Source organism: Streptomyces sp. NPDC005931 (assembly GCF_042871235.1).
GTDB lineage: Bacteria > Actinomycetota > Actinomycetes > Streptomycetales > Streptomycetaceae > Streptomyces.
Genome location: NZ_JBIAIG010000015.1, coordinates 108,053 through 120,804 on the forward strand (window position 1 = coordinate 108,053; position 12,752 = coordinate 120,804).

Consider the following 12,752-nt stretch of genomic DNA (forward strand, 5'->3'; position numbering starts at 1 on the left):
GATGGTTCGATTCCGTTCTCTCTGGGGCGTGACTCCCGCCACAGATCGTCCGTTGTCTTCTTCATGAGCCGGGGACCCACCCGGACCACGGGCCGGGAGCCACCCGGTCCCGCCACGCACCGCATCCCGAGGGAGCCACCCGTGCCGCGCATGCTCGACGTCAGCGACGAGGTACGCGCCGAGATCGGCGACGAAGAAGCCGACCGCCTGCTCGCCGGAGAGACCGCCCCGGGCGGTTACGACTGCACTTCCTGCCGGACCCCGGGCGACTCGGAGCAGGAGCGCACCAGCACGGTGCTCTTCGTCGGGGACGAGACCGCCGTCCTCGCCTTCGCCCATGCCACCTGCCTGCCCTCGCAGGTCATCCTGGTCTCCGAGGAGCAGCTCCAGGGAGCCGTGCGGTCCATCGCCGGCGACACCGTGGACATGGAGCCCCAGCAGACCGAGCGGGCCGAGCAGGCCGTGCTGGGTGTGACCAGCGGACTGGTCCTGGTCGCCGGGGAGTTGCACCCCGCCCTGGTCGTCGAGCCGACCGCACCGGTGGCCCGGCCCGGCTCCACCGGTGGCACGGACGAGTTCCTGCCCCTGCTCGCGGAGCAGGGCTTCCTGCCGATGTCCGACCTGTCCGCCGTGCCGCCGGTACTGCACGGCTGGTCCGTGCTGCTTGCCGTGGGCCAGCTGCACGCGGTGCTCCAGCCGAACCCCGACGGCGGCCGTCCGGTGGCCTGGTGGCAGGCGCACCAGCCGCTCCAGGTCACCGAGGGCTGGCGCTCGGCCGCCACCAGGCACCAGCAGGTGCTGATGTTCGCCGCGCCGGTCGGCTCGATCGGCCGCCAGCCGCGCGAGGACCTGCTGCGCGACGCGCTGGACAAGGCCGCGGCGAACGGCCGGCTGGTCGCCGCGGCGCTGCCGCTCGCCGGTACCTGACCTGCGCGGCGCGAAAGCCGCGCCCTGACCGCATCCCTTGCGACACGGGGTCGTTTGGACATACGTGCACGCATATGACGTTCCCCACCGCCAGTCCTTCTCGTCGGTACCCGCACCCGTGCGACCGGCCCAGGACTCCCGGAGCGGCCCCTCGGCCACGCCCATCTACGACGCGCTCTACGCCGAGTACGTGAAGTCGTTCCGCGCGCTGCCGGGTGACCGCAGTGGCGAGGAGAAGCTCGACTTCACCACCTTCGGGAACATCCCGCACAGTACGGGCCGGTACGGCGAACACCATGCGGGGGCGTACGACGGCCCGGACCCCGGCGCCGACCGGGACGGTTCGTCCACCGGCCCCGCGCACGGGACGCCCAGCGCCCGCCAGGGCGCGGGGCAGCAGCCGCAGTGGCAGCGGGTCGGCACCGCCGCCCGCCATGCGACCGGGATGCACCACGTGCCCGCCGGACTGCCGCCGGCCCCGCGCAGAGGCGTCTGACCCGCGCACAGCCGAAGGGGCGGCCCGCCGGGGCCGCCCCTTCGCCGTGTCCGCCGTTACTTCTTCCTGCCCCGCTTCTCGCGCACCCGCACCGAGATGTGGATCGGCGTGCCCTCGAAGCCGAACTCCTCGCGCAGCCGGCGCTCGATGAAGCGCCGGTAGCCCGCCTCGATGAAGCCGGAGGCGAAGAGCACGAACCGGGGCGGCTTGGTGCCCGCCTGGGTACCGAACAGGATGCGCGGCTGCTTGCCGCCCCGCACCGGGTGGGGGTGGGCGGCCACCAGTTCGCCGAGGAAGGCGTTCAGCCGGCCCGTGGGGACCCGGGTCTCCCAGCCGTCCAGGGCCGTCTCGATCGCCGGGACCAGCTTCTCCATGTGCCGCCCGGTGCGCGCCGAGACGTTGACCCGGGGCGCCCAGGCGACCTGGCCGAGCTCGGTCTCGATCTCCCGCTCCAGGTAGTAGCGGCGCTCCTCGTCGAGGGTGTCCCACTTGTTCAACGCCAGCACGAGCGCGCGGCCCGCTTCGACGGCCATGGTGACGATCCGCTGGTCCTGCACCGAGATGGACTCGGAGGCGTCGATGAGGACGACGGCGACCTCGGCCTTCTCGACGGCGGCGGCGGTGCGCAGGGAGGCGTAGTAGTCGGCGCCCTGCTGGAGGTGGACCCGCTTGCGGATGCCCGCGGTGTCCACGAACTTCCAGGTCTTCCCGCCGAGTTCGATCATCTCGTCGACCGGGTCGCGGGTGGTGCCGGCGAGCTCGTTGACGACGACGCGCTCCTCGCCCGCGACCTTGTTCAGCAGCGAGGACTTGCCGACGTTCGGACGGCCGATCAGCGCGACCCGCCGGGGTCCCCCGACGGCGGTGCCGAACGTCTGCGCCGGGGCCTCGGGCAGCACCTCGAGCACCTGGTCCAGCATGTCGCCGGTGCCGCGGCCGTGCAGCGCGGAGACCGGGTACGGCTCGCCCAGGCCCAGGGACCACAGGTAGGCGGCGTCGGCCTCGCCGCTCGGGCCGTCGACCTTGTTGGCGCACAGCACGACCGGCTTGCCGGCCTTGCGCAGCAGCCGCACGACCGCCTCGTCGGTGTCGGTGGCGCCGACCTTGGCGTCCACGACGAACACCACGGCGTCGGCCGCCTCGATGGCGTACTCGGCCTGGGCGGCCACGGAGGCGTCGATGCCCAGGACGTCCTGCTCCCAGCCACCGGTGTCGACCACCTTGAAGCGGCGGCCCGCCCACTCGGCCTCGTAGGTGACGCGGTCGCGGGTGACGCCCGGCTTGTCCTCGACGACGGCCTCACGGCGGCCGATGATCCGGTTCACCAGGGTCGACTTGCCGACGTTCGGGCGGCCGACGACGGCGAGCACGGGCAGCGGGCCGTGTCCGGCGGCCTCGATGGCACCCTCGACGTCCTCGAGGTCGAAGCCCTCCTCCGCGGCGAGCTCCATGAACTCCGCGTACTCGGCGTCGCCGAGCGCCCCGTGATCGGGCTCGTGCTCGGCCGAGCCGTCGGGCTGGATGTGGTCGTTCATGAAGTCCGTACCTCGTCGTCCTCGTGGTGGTCGGTGGAACGCCCGATCTGGGGGTGATCCACTACTCAGTGTCGCCTAGCGCCCGGTGAGGCGCCTGGCGTTTTCCAGGTGCGCGGTCAGCTGCTTCTGGATGCGTTCGGTGGCCTCGTCCAGCGCCCTGCGCGTGCGCCGGCCGCTGCCGTCGCCCGCCTCGAAGGGGTCGCCGAAGACGACGTCCACGCGCGAGCGCAGCGGGGGCAGCTGCTTCATCAACCGTCCGCGCCGCTCGGAACTTCCCAGCACCGCGACGGGCACGATCGGCGCGCCGCTGCGGACGGCGAAGTAGGCGAGCCCCGCGCGCAGCGAGGCGAAGTCGCCCTCGCCCCGGGTGCCCTCGGGGAAGATGCCGAGGACGCCTCCGTGCTCCAGCACGCCCAGCGCCCGGGCGATCGCCGTGCGGTCGGTGCTGTGGCGGTCGACCTTCAGCTGGCCGATGCCGGTCAGGAACGGGTCGAGGGGCCCGACGAACGCCTCCTTCTTGATCAGGAAGTGCGTCGGTCGGGGGGCCACGCCCATGACCATCGGGCCGTCGATGTTGTGCGAGTGGTTCACGGCGAGAATCACCGGGCCCGCCGCGGGCACCCGCCAGGCGCCCAGGACACGCGGCCGCCACAGGCCGTACATCAGGCCGACGCCGATGCGCCGTCCGACCTCGGCGCCCCGCGCCGATGGAACGTCGGTCACTTCCCGGCTCGCTTCTCCTCGACGAGGGTGACGACGCACTCGATGACCTGGGCCAGCGTGAGGTCGGTGGTGTCCACCTCGACCGCGTCGCCCGCCTTGGCCAGCGGGGAGGCCTTGCGGCTGGAGTCGGCCGCGTCCCGCTTGATCAGGGCCTCGCGGGTGGCGTGGACGTCGGCGCCCTTGAGCTCACCGCTGCGGCGGGCGGCGCGCGCCTCCGGGGAGGCGGTGAGGAAGATCTTCAGGTCGGCGTCGGGCAGCACGGTGGTGCCGATGTCGCGGCCCTCGACGACGATGCCGGTCACCGCGGAGGCGGCGATGGAGCGCTGGAGCTCGGTGATCCGGGCGCGCACCTCGGGCACCGCGCTGACCGCGCTGACCTTGGAGGTGACGTCCTGCTCGCGGATCGGGCCGGCCACGTCGACTCCGTCGACGGTGATGGTCGGGCTCTTGGGGTCGGTGCCGGAGACGATCTCCGGCTTGCCGGCGACGGCGGCGACCGCGGAGGGGTCGTCGATGTCGATGCCGTTGTTCACCATCCACCAGGTGATCGCCCGGTACTGGGCGCCGGTGTCCAGATAGCTCAGGCCGAGCTGCGCCGCCACGGCCTTCGACGTGCTCGACTTGCCCGTGCCGGACGGGCCGTCGATGGCGACAATCACGGGCTGGGCGGCGCCGTTTTCCACGGGGGGACACCTTCCTGGTGCGAGGTGGTGGGTGCGGGGCGCGACTGTGCCCCGCACAAGGTTACCGGGCGCGGGTCACTCGTCCGGCCGCACCCGGTCGCGCGAAGCCCTGTCCGGGGCTGCCGCCCGGGGGCTACTGCCGGATCGCCCACCCGCGCTCACGCAGCGCGGCCGACAGCACCGGGGCCGACTTGGGCTCCACCATCAGCTGCACCAGGCCCGCCTGCTGCCCGGTCGCGTGCTCGATGCGCACGTCCTCGATGTTGACGCCCGCCTGACCGGCGTCCGCGAAGATCCGCGCCAGCTGGCCGGGCTGGTCGTCGATCAGCACCGCCACGACCTCGTACACCCGCGGAGCGGCCCCGTGCTTGCCGGGGACCCGTACCTGCCCGGCATTGCCGCGGCGCAGCACGTCCTCGATGCCCGTGGTGCCCGCGCGGCGCTTGTCCTCGTCGGAGGACTGCAACGCGCGCAGCGCCCGCACGGCCTCCCCCAGGTCGGCGGCGACGTCCGTGAGCAGGTCGGCGACCGGCCCCGGGTTCGCGGAGAGGATGTCGATCCACATCCTGGGGTCGGACGCGGCGATCCGGGTCACGTCCCGGATGCCCTGCCCGCAGAGCCGTACGGCGGCCTCCTCGGCGTGCTCCAGGCGCGCGGCGACCATGCTGGACACCAGGTGGGGCATGTGGGAGACGAGGGCGACGGCGCGGTCGTGGGCGTCGGCGTCCATGACGACCGGTACCGCGCGGCAGTGGGAGACCAGTTCCAGGGCGAGGTTGAGCACCTCGGTGTCGGTCTCCCGGGTCGGGGTGAGCACCCAGGGGCGGCCCTCGAAGAGGTCGCCGCTGGCGGCCAGCGGGCCGGACTTCTCGCGGCCCGACATGGGGTGCGTGCCGATGTACGACGTCAGGTCCAGGTCCCGCGCCTCCAGTTCGCGGCGCGGTCCGCCCTTGACGCTGGCGACGTCGGCGTAGCCGCGGGCCGCGCCCCGCCGCATCGCGTCGGCGAGCACGTCGGCCACGTGGGCGGGCGGGGCGGCGACGACGGCCAGGTCCACCGGTCCGTCGGGCGCCTCGTCGGTGCCGGCGCCGAGCGCGGCGGCCGTGCGGGCCTGCTCGGGGTCGTGGTCGGCGAGGTGGACGACGACGCCCCGCTGGGACAGGGCGAGGGCGGCGGAGGTGCCGATGAGGCCGGTGCCGATGACGAGTGCGGTTCTCACTGGGCGATGTCCTTGCGCAGGGCGGCCGCCGCCCCGAGGTAGACGTGCGCGATGTCGGCGCGGGGCTGGTCGGACTCGATGTGCGCGAGGACCCGGACGACACGGGGCATGGCGCCCTCGATGTCCAGTTCCTGGGCGCAGATCAGGGGAACGTCGACGATGCCGAGCTTGCGGGCGGCGGCGGCCGGGAAGTCGCTGTGCAGGTCGGGCGTGGCCGTGAACCAGATGCTGATCAGGTCGTCCGCGGTCAGGCCGTTGCGCTCCAGGACGGCGGTGAGCAGGGCGCCGACCCGCTCCTCCATGTGGCCTGCCTCGTCCCGCTCGAGCTGGACGGCGCCTCGGACCGCTCGTACCGCCACGGGGATGCTCCTTGCTGACGTGCGTCATCGGTTGTTCGGTGATCCAGCCTAGTCAGGCCGGGCGCGACGGGTGTCCGGCGCCCGCACGCTGAGACGGGCACCATGAGCGTTTTGTGGCGCTTCGCCGGGGTTGCTTCTCCTGGGGTGCTTTCGGTGCCAGGATGCAGGGGCTATCACCCCGCCCGGCCCGCGCACCCACGGAGTGACGACATGACCCACCCAGCGACGCGACGAACGGTCCTTCTCGCCGCCGGAGCCGCAGGCGCGGCGGCGCTGACCACCGGCTGCGGCGGGGGCGGCGACGACGGCTCCGCCCCGGAGACCGGCACCGCCCCGGAGGCCACCGACGCCACCGACGCGCCGCCGGGGCAGGAGCTGGCCTCGACCGGCGAGATCCCGGTCGGCGGGGGCAAGGTCTTCAAGGGGGAGAAGGTCGTCGTCACGCAGCCCGCGGAGGGCGACTTCAAGGCCTTCTCGGCGGTCTGCACCCACCAGAACTGCGTCGTGGCCACCGTCTCGGACGGCACCATCCACTGCACCTGTCACAACAGCAGGTTCCGGATCGCCGACGGCTCGGTCGCGCACGGGCCGGCCTCCCGGCCGCTGCCGGAGAAGCGGATCACGGTGGAGGGAAATTCGATCCGCCTGGCGTGAGCCGCCGCGTACGCTCCCGGGCATGCGCCCCGAGAGCCTGGTCCGCGATCACACGATCTACGCCTGTGTCATGGGTTCGCGCGCCTTCGGCCTGGCGACGGAGGACAGCGACACCGACCGCCGGGGCGTCTTCCTCGCGCCCACTCCCCTGTTCTGGCGCTTCGACAAGCCGCCGACCCATGTCGAGGGCCCGGCCGAGGAGCAGTTCAGCTGGGAGCTGGAACGCTTCTGCGAGCTGGCCCTGCGCGCCAACCCCACGGTCCTGGAGTGCCTGCACTCCCCGCTCGTGGAGTACGCCGACACCACAGGCCGCGAGTTGCTCGCCCTGCGCGGGGCGTTCCTGTCCCGCCGGGTCCAGCACACCTTCCTCCGGTACGCCCAGGGCCAGCGCCGCAAGCTCGATGCCGACGTGCGCCTGCACGGCGCCCCGCGCTGGAAGCACGCCATGCACCTGCTGCGCCTGCTGACCAGCGTCCGTGACCTGCTGCGCACGGGCACGCTGACGCTCCACGTCGGCGCCGAACGGGAGCCACTGCTGGCCGTGAAGCGGGGGGAGGTGCCCTGGGACGAGGTCGAGGCGCGGATGACCCGTCTGGCGCGGGAGGCCGAGGAGGCGTCCCACCGCACCCCGCTCCCACCGGAGCCGGACCGCCCCCGCATCGAGGACTTCCTGGTCCGCGTCCGCCGCGCCTCGGCCCTCCGGGCGAACCCGTACGACGAGGGCGTGCAGCGCGTCGTGCAGGGTGACCGCGTCGGGTAGCGGCGAGGCGTTCTGGGCCGCGTGCGGGACGCCGTGCAGCGGCTGCACGGCGTCCCGCACGCGCGCGTGGCCGACGTCCGCCGGGGCGTGCTCCTGCTCGGCCTTGGCCGCGTTCAGCTCGGGCAGGTGGACCGGTGCGGCGCCGCCGGTCCCGCCATCCCCGAGCAGGGTGGGCAGATGGGGTCAGAGTCAGCTCCCGGTGGGCGTCGCCGGGTGCAGGACCAGCGGGGAGAGCAGTTGCTCCAGCACACGGCCGTTGTGTCGCAGCATCAGGCGGACGACCGTGCGCAGGTCGTGTGTGACCGGGTCCATGTCGACGCCGTCCCGCTCCCCCATGCGGGACCGGGTCTCCTCCGGCTCGTGCAGCCCGACGAGGTCGGCGGCCGGCAGCAGGTGCACGCCCCGCAGGTGCACGTCGGAGTCACGGGAGGGAAACGCGTACAGGCGGGCGCCGGAGACGGTGGCGAACAGCAACGGGTCGGACCGCGCGGCGACCACCGGGTCAGATGATGTGCGGGTTGTTCTCACTGGCTAGGCGTCCCAGAGCGTCCCGAGGGCCAGCAGCTCCCCCCGGTACTCGACGCGCTCCGCCCACTGGGCCGGCCAGGCGTCCGCGCCGAGGTGGGCGCCCGCGAAGGCGCCGGTGAGGCAGGCGATCGAGTCGGAGTCGCCCGCGGTGCAGGCGGCGCGGCGCAGGGCGGTGAGCGGTTCGTCGACGAAGAGCAGGAAGCACAGCAGCCCGGTCGTCAGGGCCTCCTCGGCGATCCAGCCCTCCCCGGTGGCCAGGCAGGGGTCGGTCTCGGGCGAGACGGTGCGCACGGCGTCCTGGAGGCGGGCCAGGGCCCGGAGGCACTCGTCCCAGCCGCGGGCGATGAAGTGCTCGGGGCTGGGGTCCTGGGCGCGCCGCCACAGGTCACCGAGCCAGGGCTCGTGGTAGCGGGTGCGGTTCTCGTAGGCGTAGGAGCGCAGCAGACCGATCAGCCCGGTGGGTTCGGCGCCCTCGGCGAGCAGGCGTACGGCGTGCGCGGTGAGGTCGGAGGCGGCGAGCGCGGTCGGGTGGCCGTGGGTGAGTGCCGACTGCAACTGGGCGGCGCCCGCGCGCTGTTCGTCGGTCAGCCCGGGGGCGAGTCCGACGGGTGCCACGCGCATGTTGGCCCCGCAGCCCTTGGAGCCGACCTGGCTGGCGTCCTGCCACGGCCGGTCCTCACGGGCCAGCAGATGGCAGGCCTTCAGGCACGTGTTGCCGGGGGCGCGGTTGTTCTCGGGCGAGCGGTACCACTCCACGAACTCCTCGCGCACCGGCCGCTCCAGCCGCCTGGGGGCGAGCGTCCCGCGGTCCATCGCCGTGCGCAGCCCCCGCCCGAGGGCCAGCGTCATCTGGGTGTCGTCGGTGACGATCGCGGGCCTGGGCAGGTCCATCGCACGCCAGGGCCCGAACTTGGCGAGGATCGACGGAACGTCGTTGAACTCGGTCGGGAAGCCCAGGGCGTCCCCGAGGGCGAGTCCGGTGAGCGTGCCCGTGGCGGCGCGCTTGGTGACGGTGGTGGTCATGCGGGACGTCCTTCCGCGGTCGGCCGGAGCAGGGGCGGGTGCAGGGTGGTGGCGGTGCCGGCGCGGTAGAGCGCGGCCGGTTTGCCGCGCCCGCCGGTGAGGCGCGCGGCGCCGGGCACCGGTTCGACGAAGCCGGGCGTGGCGAGCACCTTGCGGCGGAAGTTGGGCCGGTCCAGCGCGGTGCCCCACACGGTCTCGTAGACCTGCTGCAACTCGCCGAGGGTGAACTCGGGCGGGCAGAAGGCGGTGGCGAGGCAGCTGTACTCGAGCTTGGAGCCGACGCGTTGCCGGGCGTCGGCCAGGATCCGGTCGTGGTCGAAGGCGAGCGGCCCGGCCGTGTCGTACGGCGTCCAGCGGGCCTGTGCCGCGTCGCTGCCGCCGTGCGCCTCGGGCGCGTCCGGGAGCAGCGCGGCGAAGGCGACCGACACCACCCGCATCCGGGGGTCGCGGCCGGGGTCGCTGTAGGTGCGCAACTGCTCGAGGTGCAGCCCGGACACGTCCGTCAGCCCGGTCTCCTCGGCGAGTTCCCGCCGCGCGGCGCTCTCCGCGGACTCGTCCGGCCGCAGGAACCCGCCGGGCAGGGCCCAGTGGCCCGCGTACGGATCCTGCCCGCGCTCGACGAGCAGCACGTTGAGCGCGCCCTCGCGGACGGTGAACACGGCGAGGTCGACGGTGACGGCGAAGGGCTCGAAGGCGTACTTGTCGTAGCCGTCCATGACGCGCACCCCCTTTTATAGTCATGCCGACTATAAAAGGGGGTGCGGTCGGGTCACAAGCCCCTGTGCGGGCGAACCACCCAGGGGTCCGAACGGCCGGCCCTAGAGGTCGACCTCCTTCATCAGCATCCCGACCTCCGTGTTCGACAGCCGGCGCAGCCAGCCGGACTTCTGGTCGCCCAGGGTGATCGGGCCGAATGCGGTGCGCACCAGGCTCTCGACCGGGAAGCCGGCCTCGGCGAGCATGCGGCGCACGATGTGCTTGCGGCCCTCGTGGAGGGTCACCTCGACCATGTAGTGCTTGCCGGTCTGCTCGACCACCCGGAAGTGGTCGGCCTTGGCGTACCCGTCCTCCAGCTGGATGCCGTCCTTGAGCCGCTTGCCCAGGTCGCGCGGGATCGGGCCGATGATGTGCGCGAGGTAGGTCTTCTTCACGCCGTACTTCGGGTGGGTCAGCCGGTGAGCCAGCTCGCCGTGGTTGGTGAGCAGGATGACGCCCTCGGTCTCGGTGTCGAGGCGCCCCACGTGGAACAAACGGGTCTCCCGGTTGGTGACGTAGTCGCCGAGGCACTGCCGGCCCTCGGGGTCCTCCATCGTCGAGACGACACCGGCGGGCTTGTTCAGCACGAAGAACTGGTACGACTGCGTGGCGACGGTCAGCCCGTCGACCTTGACCTCGTCCTTCTCCGGGTCGACCCGCCGGCCCTGCTCGAGCACGATCTCGCCGTTGACCTCGACCCTGGCCTGCTCGATCAGTTCCTCGCAGGCGCGCCGGGAGCCGTAGCCCGCGCGGGCGAGCACCTTCTGGAGCCGCTCGCCCTCCTGCTCGGCACCGGGGAAGGTCTTGGGGAGCCTGATGTCCTTCTTGCCCGCGTACCGCTCGCGGTTGCGCTCCTCGATCCGGGTCTCGTACTCGCGCGAGCGAGCCGGGGCGGTGCGGCCCCGGCCGCCCTTCTCCGGGGCCCCGCCCGACGGCCTGGCGCCGGTGCGCCCGGACTTCGGGCCGTCCTTGGTGGCCCCGGGACCCACGTCGTAGCGGCGCTCCTCGGGGCGGGGCTTGCGGGGGCGGCCCTGCCCCTGCTTCTGGTCCCTGTTGTTGCCGGCACCACGGTGGTTACCGCGTCCGCCGCTCTTTCCGCTGCCGCTGCTTCGCATCAAAGTTCCGTCGTCGTCGTGTTCGTCGGGGGACCGTCGTCCGGGTCCGGGGCGTCCGGATCGAACGACGGTACGGCTTCCTGGGTCTCGGCCTCGATCGCCTCCGCCTCCGGGAGGAAGGGCGCGAGCTCCGGGAGCTCGTCCAGACCGCGCAGGCCCATCCGCTCCAGGAAGTAGTTCGTCGTCCTGTACAGGATCGCACCTGTTTCGGGTTCCGCGCCCGCCTCCTCGACCAGACCGCGCTGGAGGAGGGTGCGCATCACGCCGTCGCAGTTGACTCCGCGCACGGCGGAGACCCGGCTGCGGCTGACCGGCTGGCGGTAGGCGACCACGGCGAGGGTCTCCAGGGCGGCCTGGGTGAGACGGGCCTGCTGGCCGTCCAGGACGAAGCCCTCGACGGCCGCGGCGTACTCGGGGCGGGTGTAGAAGCGCCAGCCGCCGGCCACGAGCCGCAGTTCGAAGCCGCGGCCCTGGACGGTGTACTCGTCGGCCAGCTCGCGCAGGGCGTCCGCGACCTGGCGCCGGGGCCGCTCCAGTATCTTCGCCAGGTGCTCCTCGGTCGCGGGCTCGTCCACGACCATGAGGACCGCCTCCAGGGCGGGCTTGAGCTCGAGGTCCGCGACGCCGCGCGGCTCCGGGGCAACGCCGGTGGTCTCCTGGCTCACGCTGTCCTCTCCTCCTCGGGCGGCACGGGCGGACGGTCGAACTCGTCGGTGACGGTCGGCGCGGTGTCACCGTCCCCGCCGGTCCAGCGCACGGTCAGCTCGCCGAGCGCGCTCTCCTGGTCCAGGGCGACGGCCTTCTCGCGGTACAGCTCCAGCAGGGCGAGGAAGCGGGCCACGACGGTCAGGGTGTCGTCGGTGTCCGCGACGAGCGTGCGGAAGCTCGCCTCGCCGAGCTCCTTGAGGCGCGCGACGACGATCCCGGCCTGCTCCTGCACGCTGACCAGGGGCGCGTGGATGTGGTCCACGTACACCTGCGGCCTGGGCCTGGGCTGCATGGCCTTCACGGCCAGCCTGGCGAACCCCTCCGGGCCGATGGTGATGACGACCTCGGGCAGCAGCTCGGCGTATCGCGACTCCAGGCCGACGGTGCGGGGGTAACGCCTGGCCTCCTCGTCCAGCCGGCCGCTGAAGATCTCGGCGATCTGCTTGTACGCGCGGTACTGGAGCAGCCGGGCGAACAGCAGGTCCCGGGCCTCGAGCAGGGCGAGGTCGGCCTCGTCCTCCACTTCCGCGGCGGGCAGCAGCCGCGCGGCCTTCAGGTCGAGCAGCGTGGCGGCCACGACCAGGAACTCTGTCGTCTCGTCCAGGTCCCAGTCCGGACCCAGGGCCCGGATGTGCGCCATGAACTCGTCGGTCACCCGGGACAGGGCGACCTCGGTGACGTCCAGCTTGTGCTTCGAGATCAACTGGAGAAGCAGATCGAAGGGCCCCTCGAAGTTCGCCAGCCGAACCCTGAACCGTCCGTCGTCCTCCCCTGGCTCGCCCCCGAGGGCGGAACCTGATTCTTCCCCGGTGGCGGAACCGGCCTCGGACCCGGTGGCGGAACCGGCCTCGGACCCGGTGGCGGAACCCGCTTCGTCGCCGGCCGCCGCGACTGATCCACCGCCGGCCGCGGCTCCCGCCGCGCGCCCGGCCCTGCCGGTCCCCGCGTCCGCCTCGTCGGTGTCCCGGGTCTCCCGCCCCGTGCGGGTCCCAGGCGCTCCGTCCGTGTCGGTCCCGGCCCCCAGGAGTGCCTCGGGCGCGGCGGACCCGTCGGCCGTCCCCGCCGAGGGCCGCCCGTCCGAGGCACGTCGTTCCGGTGCGAGCCCTCCGGGCGTCCCCGACACGGCCTTCCCCACCGGATGGCCGCCGTCGTCGTCCGTGGTCGTCACGGACGCCGGACCGGGTGACGCGGGCGGGGTCTCCCGGCCGGCCGGCCGTGTCGCCGACGGAGCCGCTCCCGGGCCCCTGCCCAGCGCGCGTCGGCGCC

General features: G+C 73.2%; 14 protein-coding genes and 1 pseudogene. 4 read left to right on the top strand and 11 right to left on the bottom strand.

The features are described 5' to 3' along the window. Positions 1 to 141: 141 nt before the first annotated feature. Together ACFYOV_RS28230 and ACFYOV_RS28235 are read left to right on the top strand one after the other, a co-directional pair. Positions 142 to 927 carry a hypothetical protein gene (locus tag ACFYOV_RS28230; RefSeq protein ID WP_389092274.1) on the top strand — a complete coding sequence of 262 codons (786 nt, stop codon included), beginning with the start codon at positions 142 to 144 and terminating at the stop codon, positions 925 to 927. A 64-nt stretch (positions 928 to 991) separates the two neighbouring features. Continuing rightward, positions 992 to 1,423, top strand: coding sequence for a hypothetical protein (locus tag ACFYOV_RS28235; protein ID WP_389092275.1), 432 nt, complete (start codon positions 992 to 994; stop codon positions 1,421 to 1,423). A 56-nt stretch (positions 1,424 to 1,479) separates the two neighbouring features. Here ACFYOV_RS28235 and der read toward each other — a convergent pair whose 3' ends face one another. The 5 genes from der to aroH all read right to left on the bottom strand — a co-directional run bounded on the left by der (position 1,480) and on the right by aroH (position 5,942). Beyond that, positions 1,480 to 2,958, bottom strand: coding sequence for a ribosome biogenesis GTPase Der (gene der, locus ACFYOV_RS28240; RefSeq protein WP_389092278.1), 1,479 nt, complete (start codon positions 2,956 to 2,958; stop codon positions 1,480 to 1,482). A gap of 75 nt (positions 2,959 to 3,033) precedes the next feature. Next, positions 3,034 to 3,681, bottom strand: a complete 648-nt coding sequence (locus tag ACFYOV_RS28245; protein ID WP_389092280.1) for a lysophospholipid acyltransferase family protein — start codon at positions 3,679 to 3,681, stop codon at positions 3,034 to 3,036. Continuing rightward, on the bottom strand, positions 3,678 to 4,364 hold the full coding sequence (gene cmk, locus ACFYOV_RS28250; protein WP_389092283.1) for a (d)CMP kinase: 687 nt from the start codon (positions 4,362 to 4,364) through the stop codon (positions 3,678 to 3,680). Before cmk ends, ACFYOV_RS28245 begins: the two co-directional genes overlap by 4 nt. Before the next feature lie 133 nt (positions 4,365 to 4,497). Then, on the bottom strand, positions 4,498 to 5,583 hold the full coding sequence (locus ACFYOV_RS28255; RefSeq protein WP_389092284.1) for a prephenate dehydrogenase: 1,086 nt from the start codon (positions 5,581 to 5,583) through the stop codon (positions 4,498 to 4,500). Beyond that, the gene (aroH, locus tag ACFYOV_RS28260; protein ID WP_389092286.1) at positions 5,580 to 5,942 is read right to left on the bottom strand and encodes a chorismate mutase; all 363 of its coding nucleotides are present in this window, start codon (positions 5,940 to 5,942) and stop codon (positions 5,580 to 5,582) included. Before aroH ends, ACFYOV_RS28255 begins: the two co-directional genes overlap by 4 nt. Before the next feature lie 210 nt (positions 5,943 to 6,152). Here aroH and ACFYOV_RS28265 point away from each other — a divergent pair, with 210 nt between their 5' ends. Both ACFYOV_RS28265 and ACFYOV_RS28270 read left to right on the top strand, forming a co-directional pair. Beyond that, positions 6,153 to 6,596, top strand: coding sequence for a Rieske (2Fe-2S) protein (locus ACFYOV_RS28265; RefSeq protein WP_389092288.1), 444 nt, complete (start codon positions 6,153 to 6,155; stop codon positions 6,594 to 6,596). Between the two features lie 22 nt (positions 6,597 to 6,618). Next, complete coding sequence (locus ACFYOV_RS28270; RefSeq protein ID WP_389092290.1) at positions 6,619 to 7,356, top strand: DNA polymerase beta superfamily protein; 738 nt, start codon at positions 6,619 to 6,621, stop codon at positions 7,354 to 7,356. Here ACFYOV_RS28270 and ACFYOV_RS28275 read toward each other — a convergent pair. The 6 genes and pseudogenes from ACFYOV_RS28275 to ACFYOV_RS28300 form a co-directional block, all read right to left on the bottom strand. Then, a pseudogene (locus ACFYOV_RS28275) lies at positions 7,291 to 7,884 on the bottom strand (DNA polymerase beta superfamily protein); the annotation flags it as partial. The gene ACFYOV_RS28270 and the pseudogene ACFYOV_RS28275 overlap by 66 nt on opposite strands. A gap of 3 nt (positions 7,885 to 7,887) precedes the next feature. Next, complete coding sequence (locus ACFYOV_RS28280) at positions 7,888 to 8,907, bottom strand: ADP-ribosylglycohydrolase family protein (protein ID WP_389092291.1); 1,020 nt, start codon at positions 8,905 to 8,907, stop codon at positions 7,888 to 7,890. Next, positions 8,904 to 9,623, bottom strand: a complete 720-nt coding sequence (locus tag ACFYOV_RS28285; RefSeq protein WP_389092294.1) for an NUDIX domain-containing protein — start codon at positions 9,621 to 9,623, stop codon at positions 8,904 to 8,906. The genes ACFYOV_RS28280 and ACFYOV_RS28285 overlap by 4 nt, the downstream gene beginning before the upstream one ends. A 102-nt stretch (positions 9,624 to 9,725) precedes the next feature. Then, complete coding sequence (locus ACFYOV_RS28290; protein WP_389092296.1) at positions 9,726 to 10,778, bottom strand: pseudouridine synthase; 1,053 nt, start codon at positions 10,776 to 10,778, stop codon at positions 9,726 to 9,728. Continuing rightward, on the bottom strand, positions 10,778 to 11,443 hold the full coding sequence (scpB, locus tag ACFYOV_RS28295) for an SMC-Scp complex subunit ScpB (RefSeq protein WP_389092298.1): 666 nt from the start codon (positions 11,441 to 11,443) through the stop codon (positions 10,778 to 10,780). Before scpB ends, ACFYOV_RS28290 begins: the two co-directional genes overlap by 1 nt. Continuing rightward, positions 11,440 to 12,654, bottom strand: a complete 1,215-nt coding sequence (locus ACFYOV_RS28300; RefSeq protein ID WP_389092301.1) for a segregation and condensation protein A — start codon at positions 12,652 to 12,654, stop codon at positions 11,440 to 11,442. Before ACFYOV_RS28300 ends, scpB begins: the two co-directional genes overlap by 4 nt. Between the last annotated feature and the right edge of the window lie 98 nt (positions 12,655 to 12,752).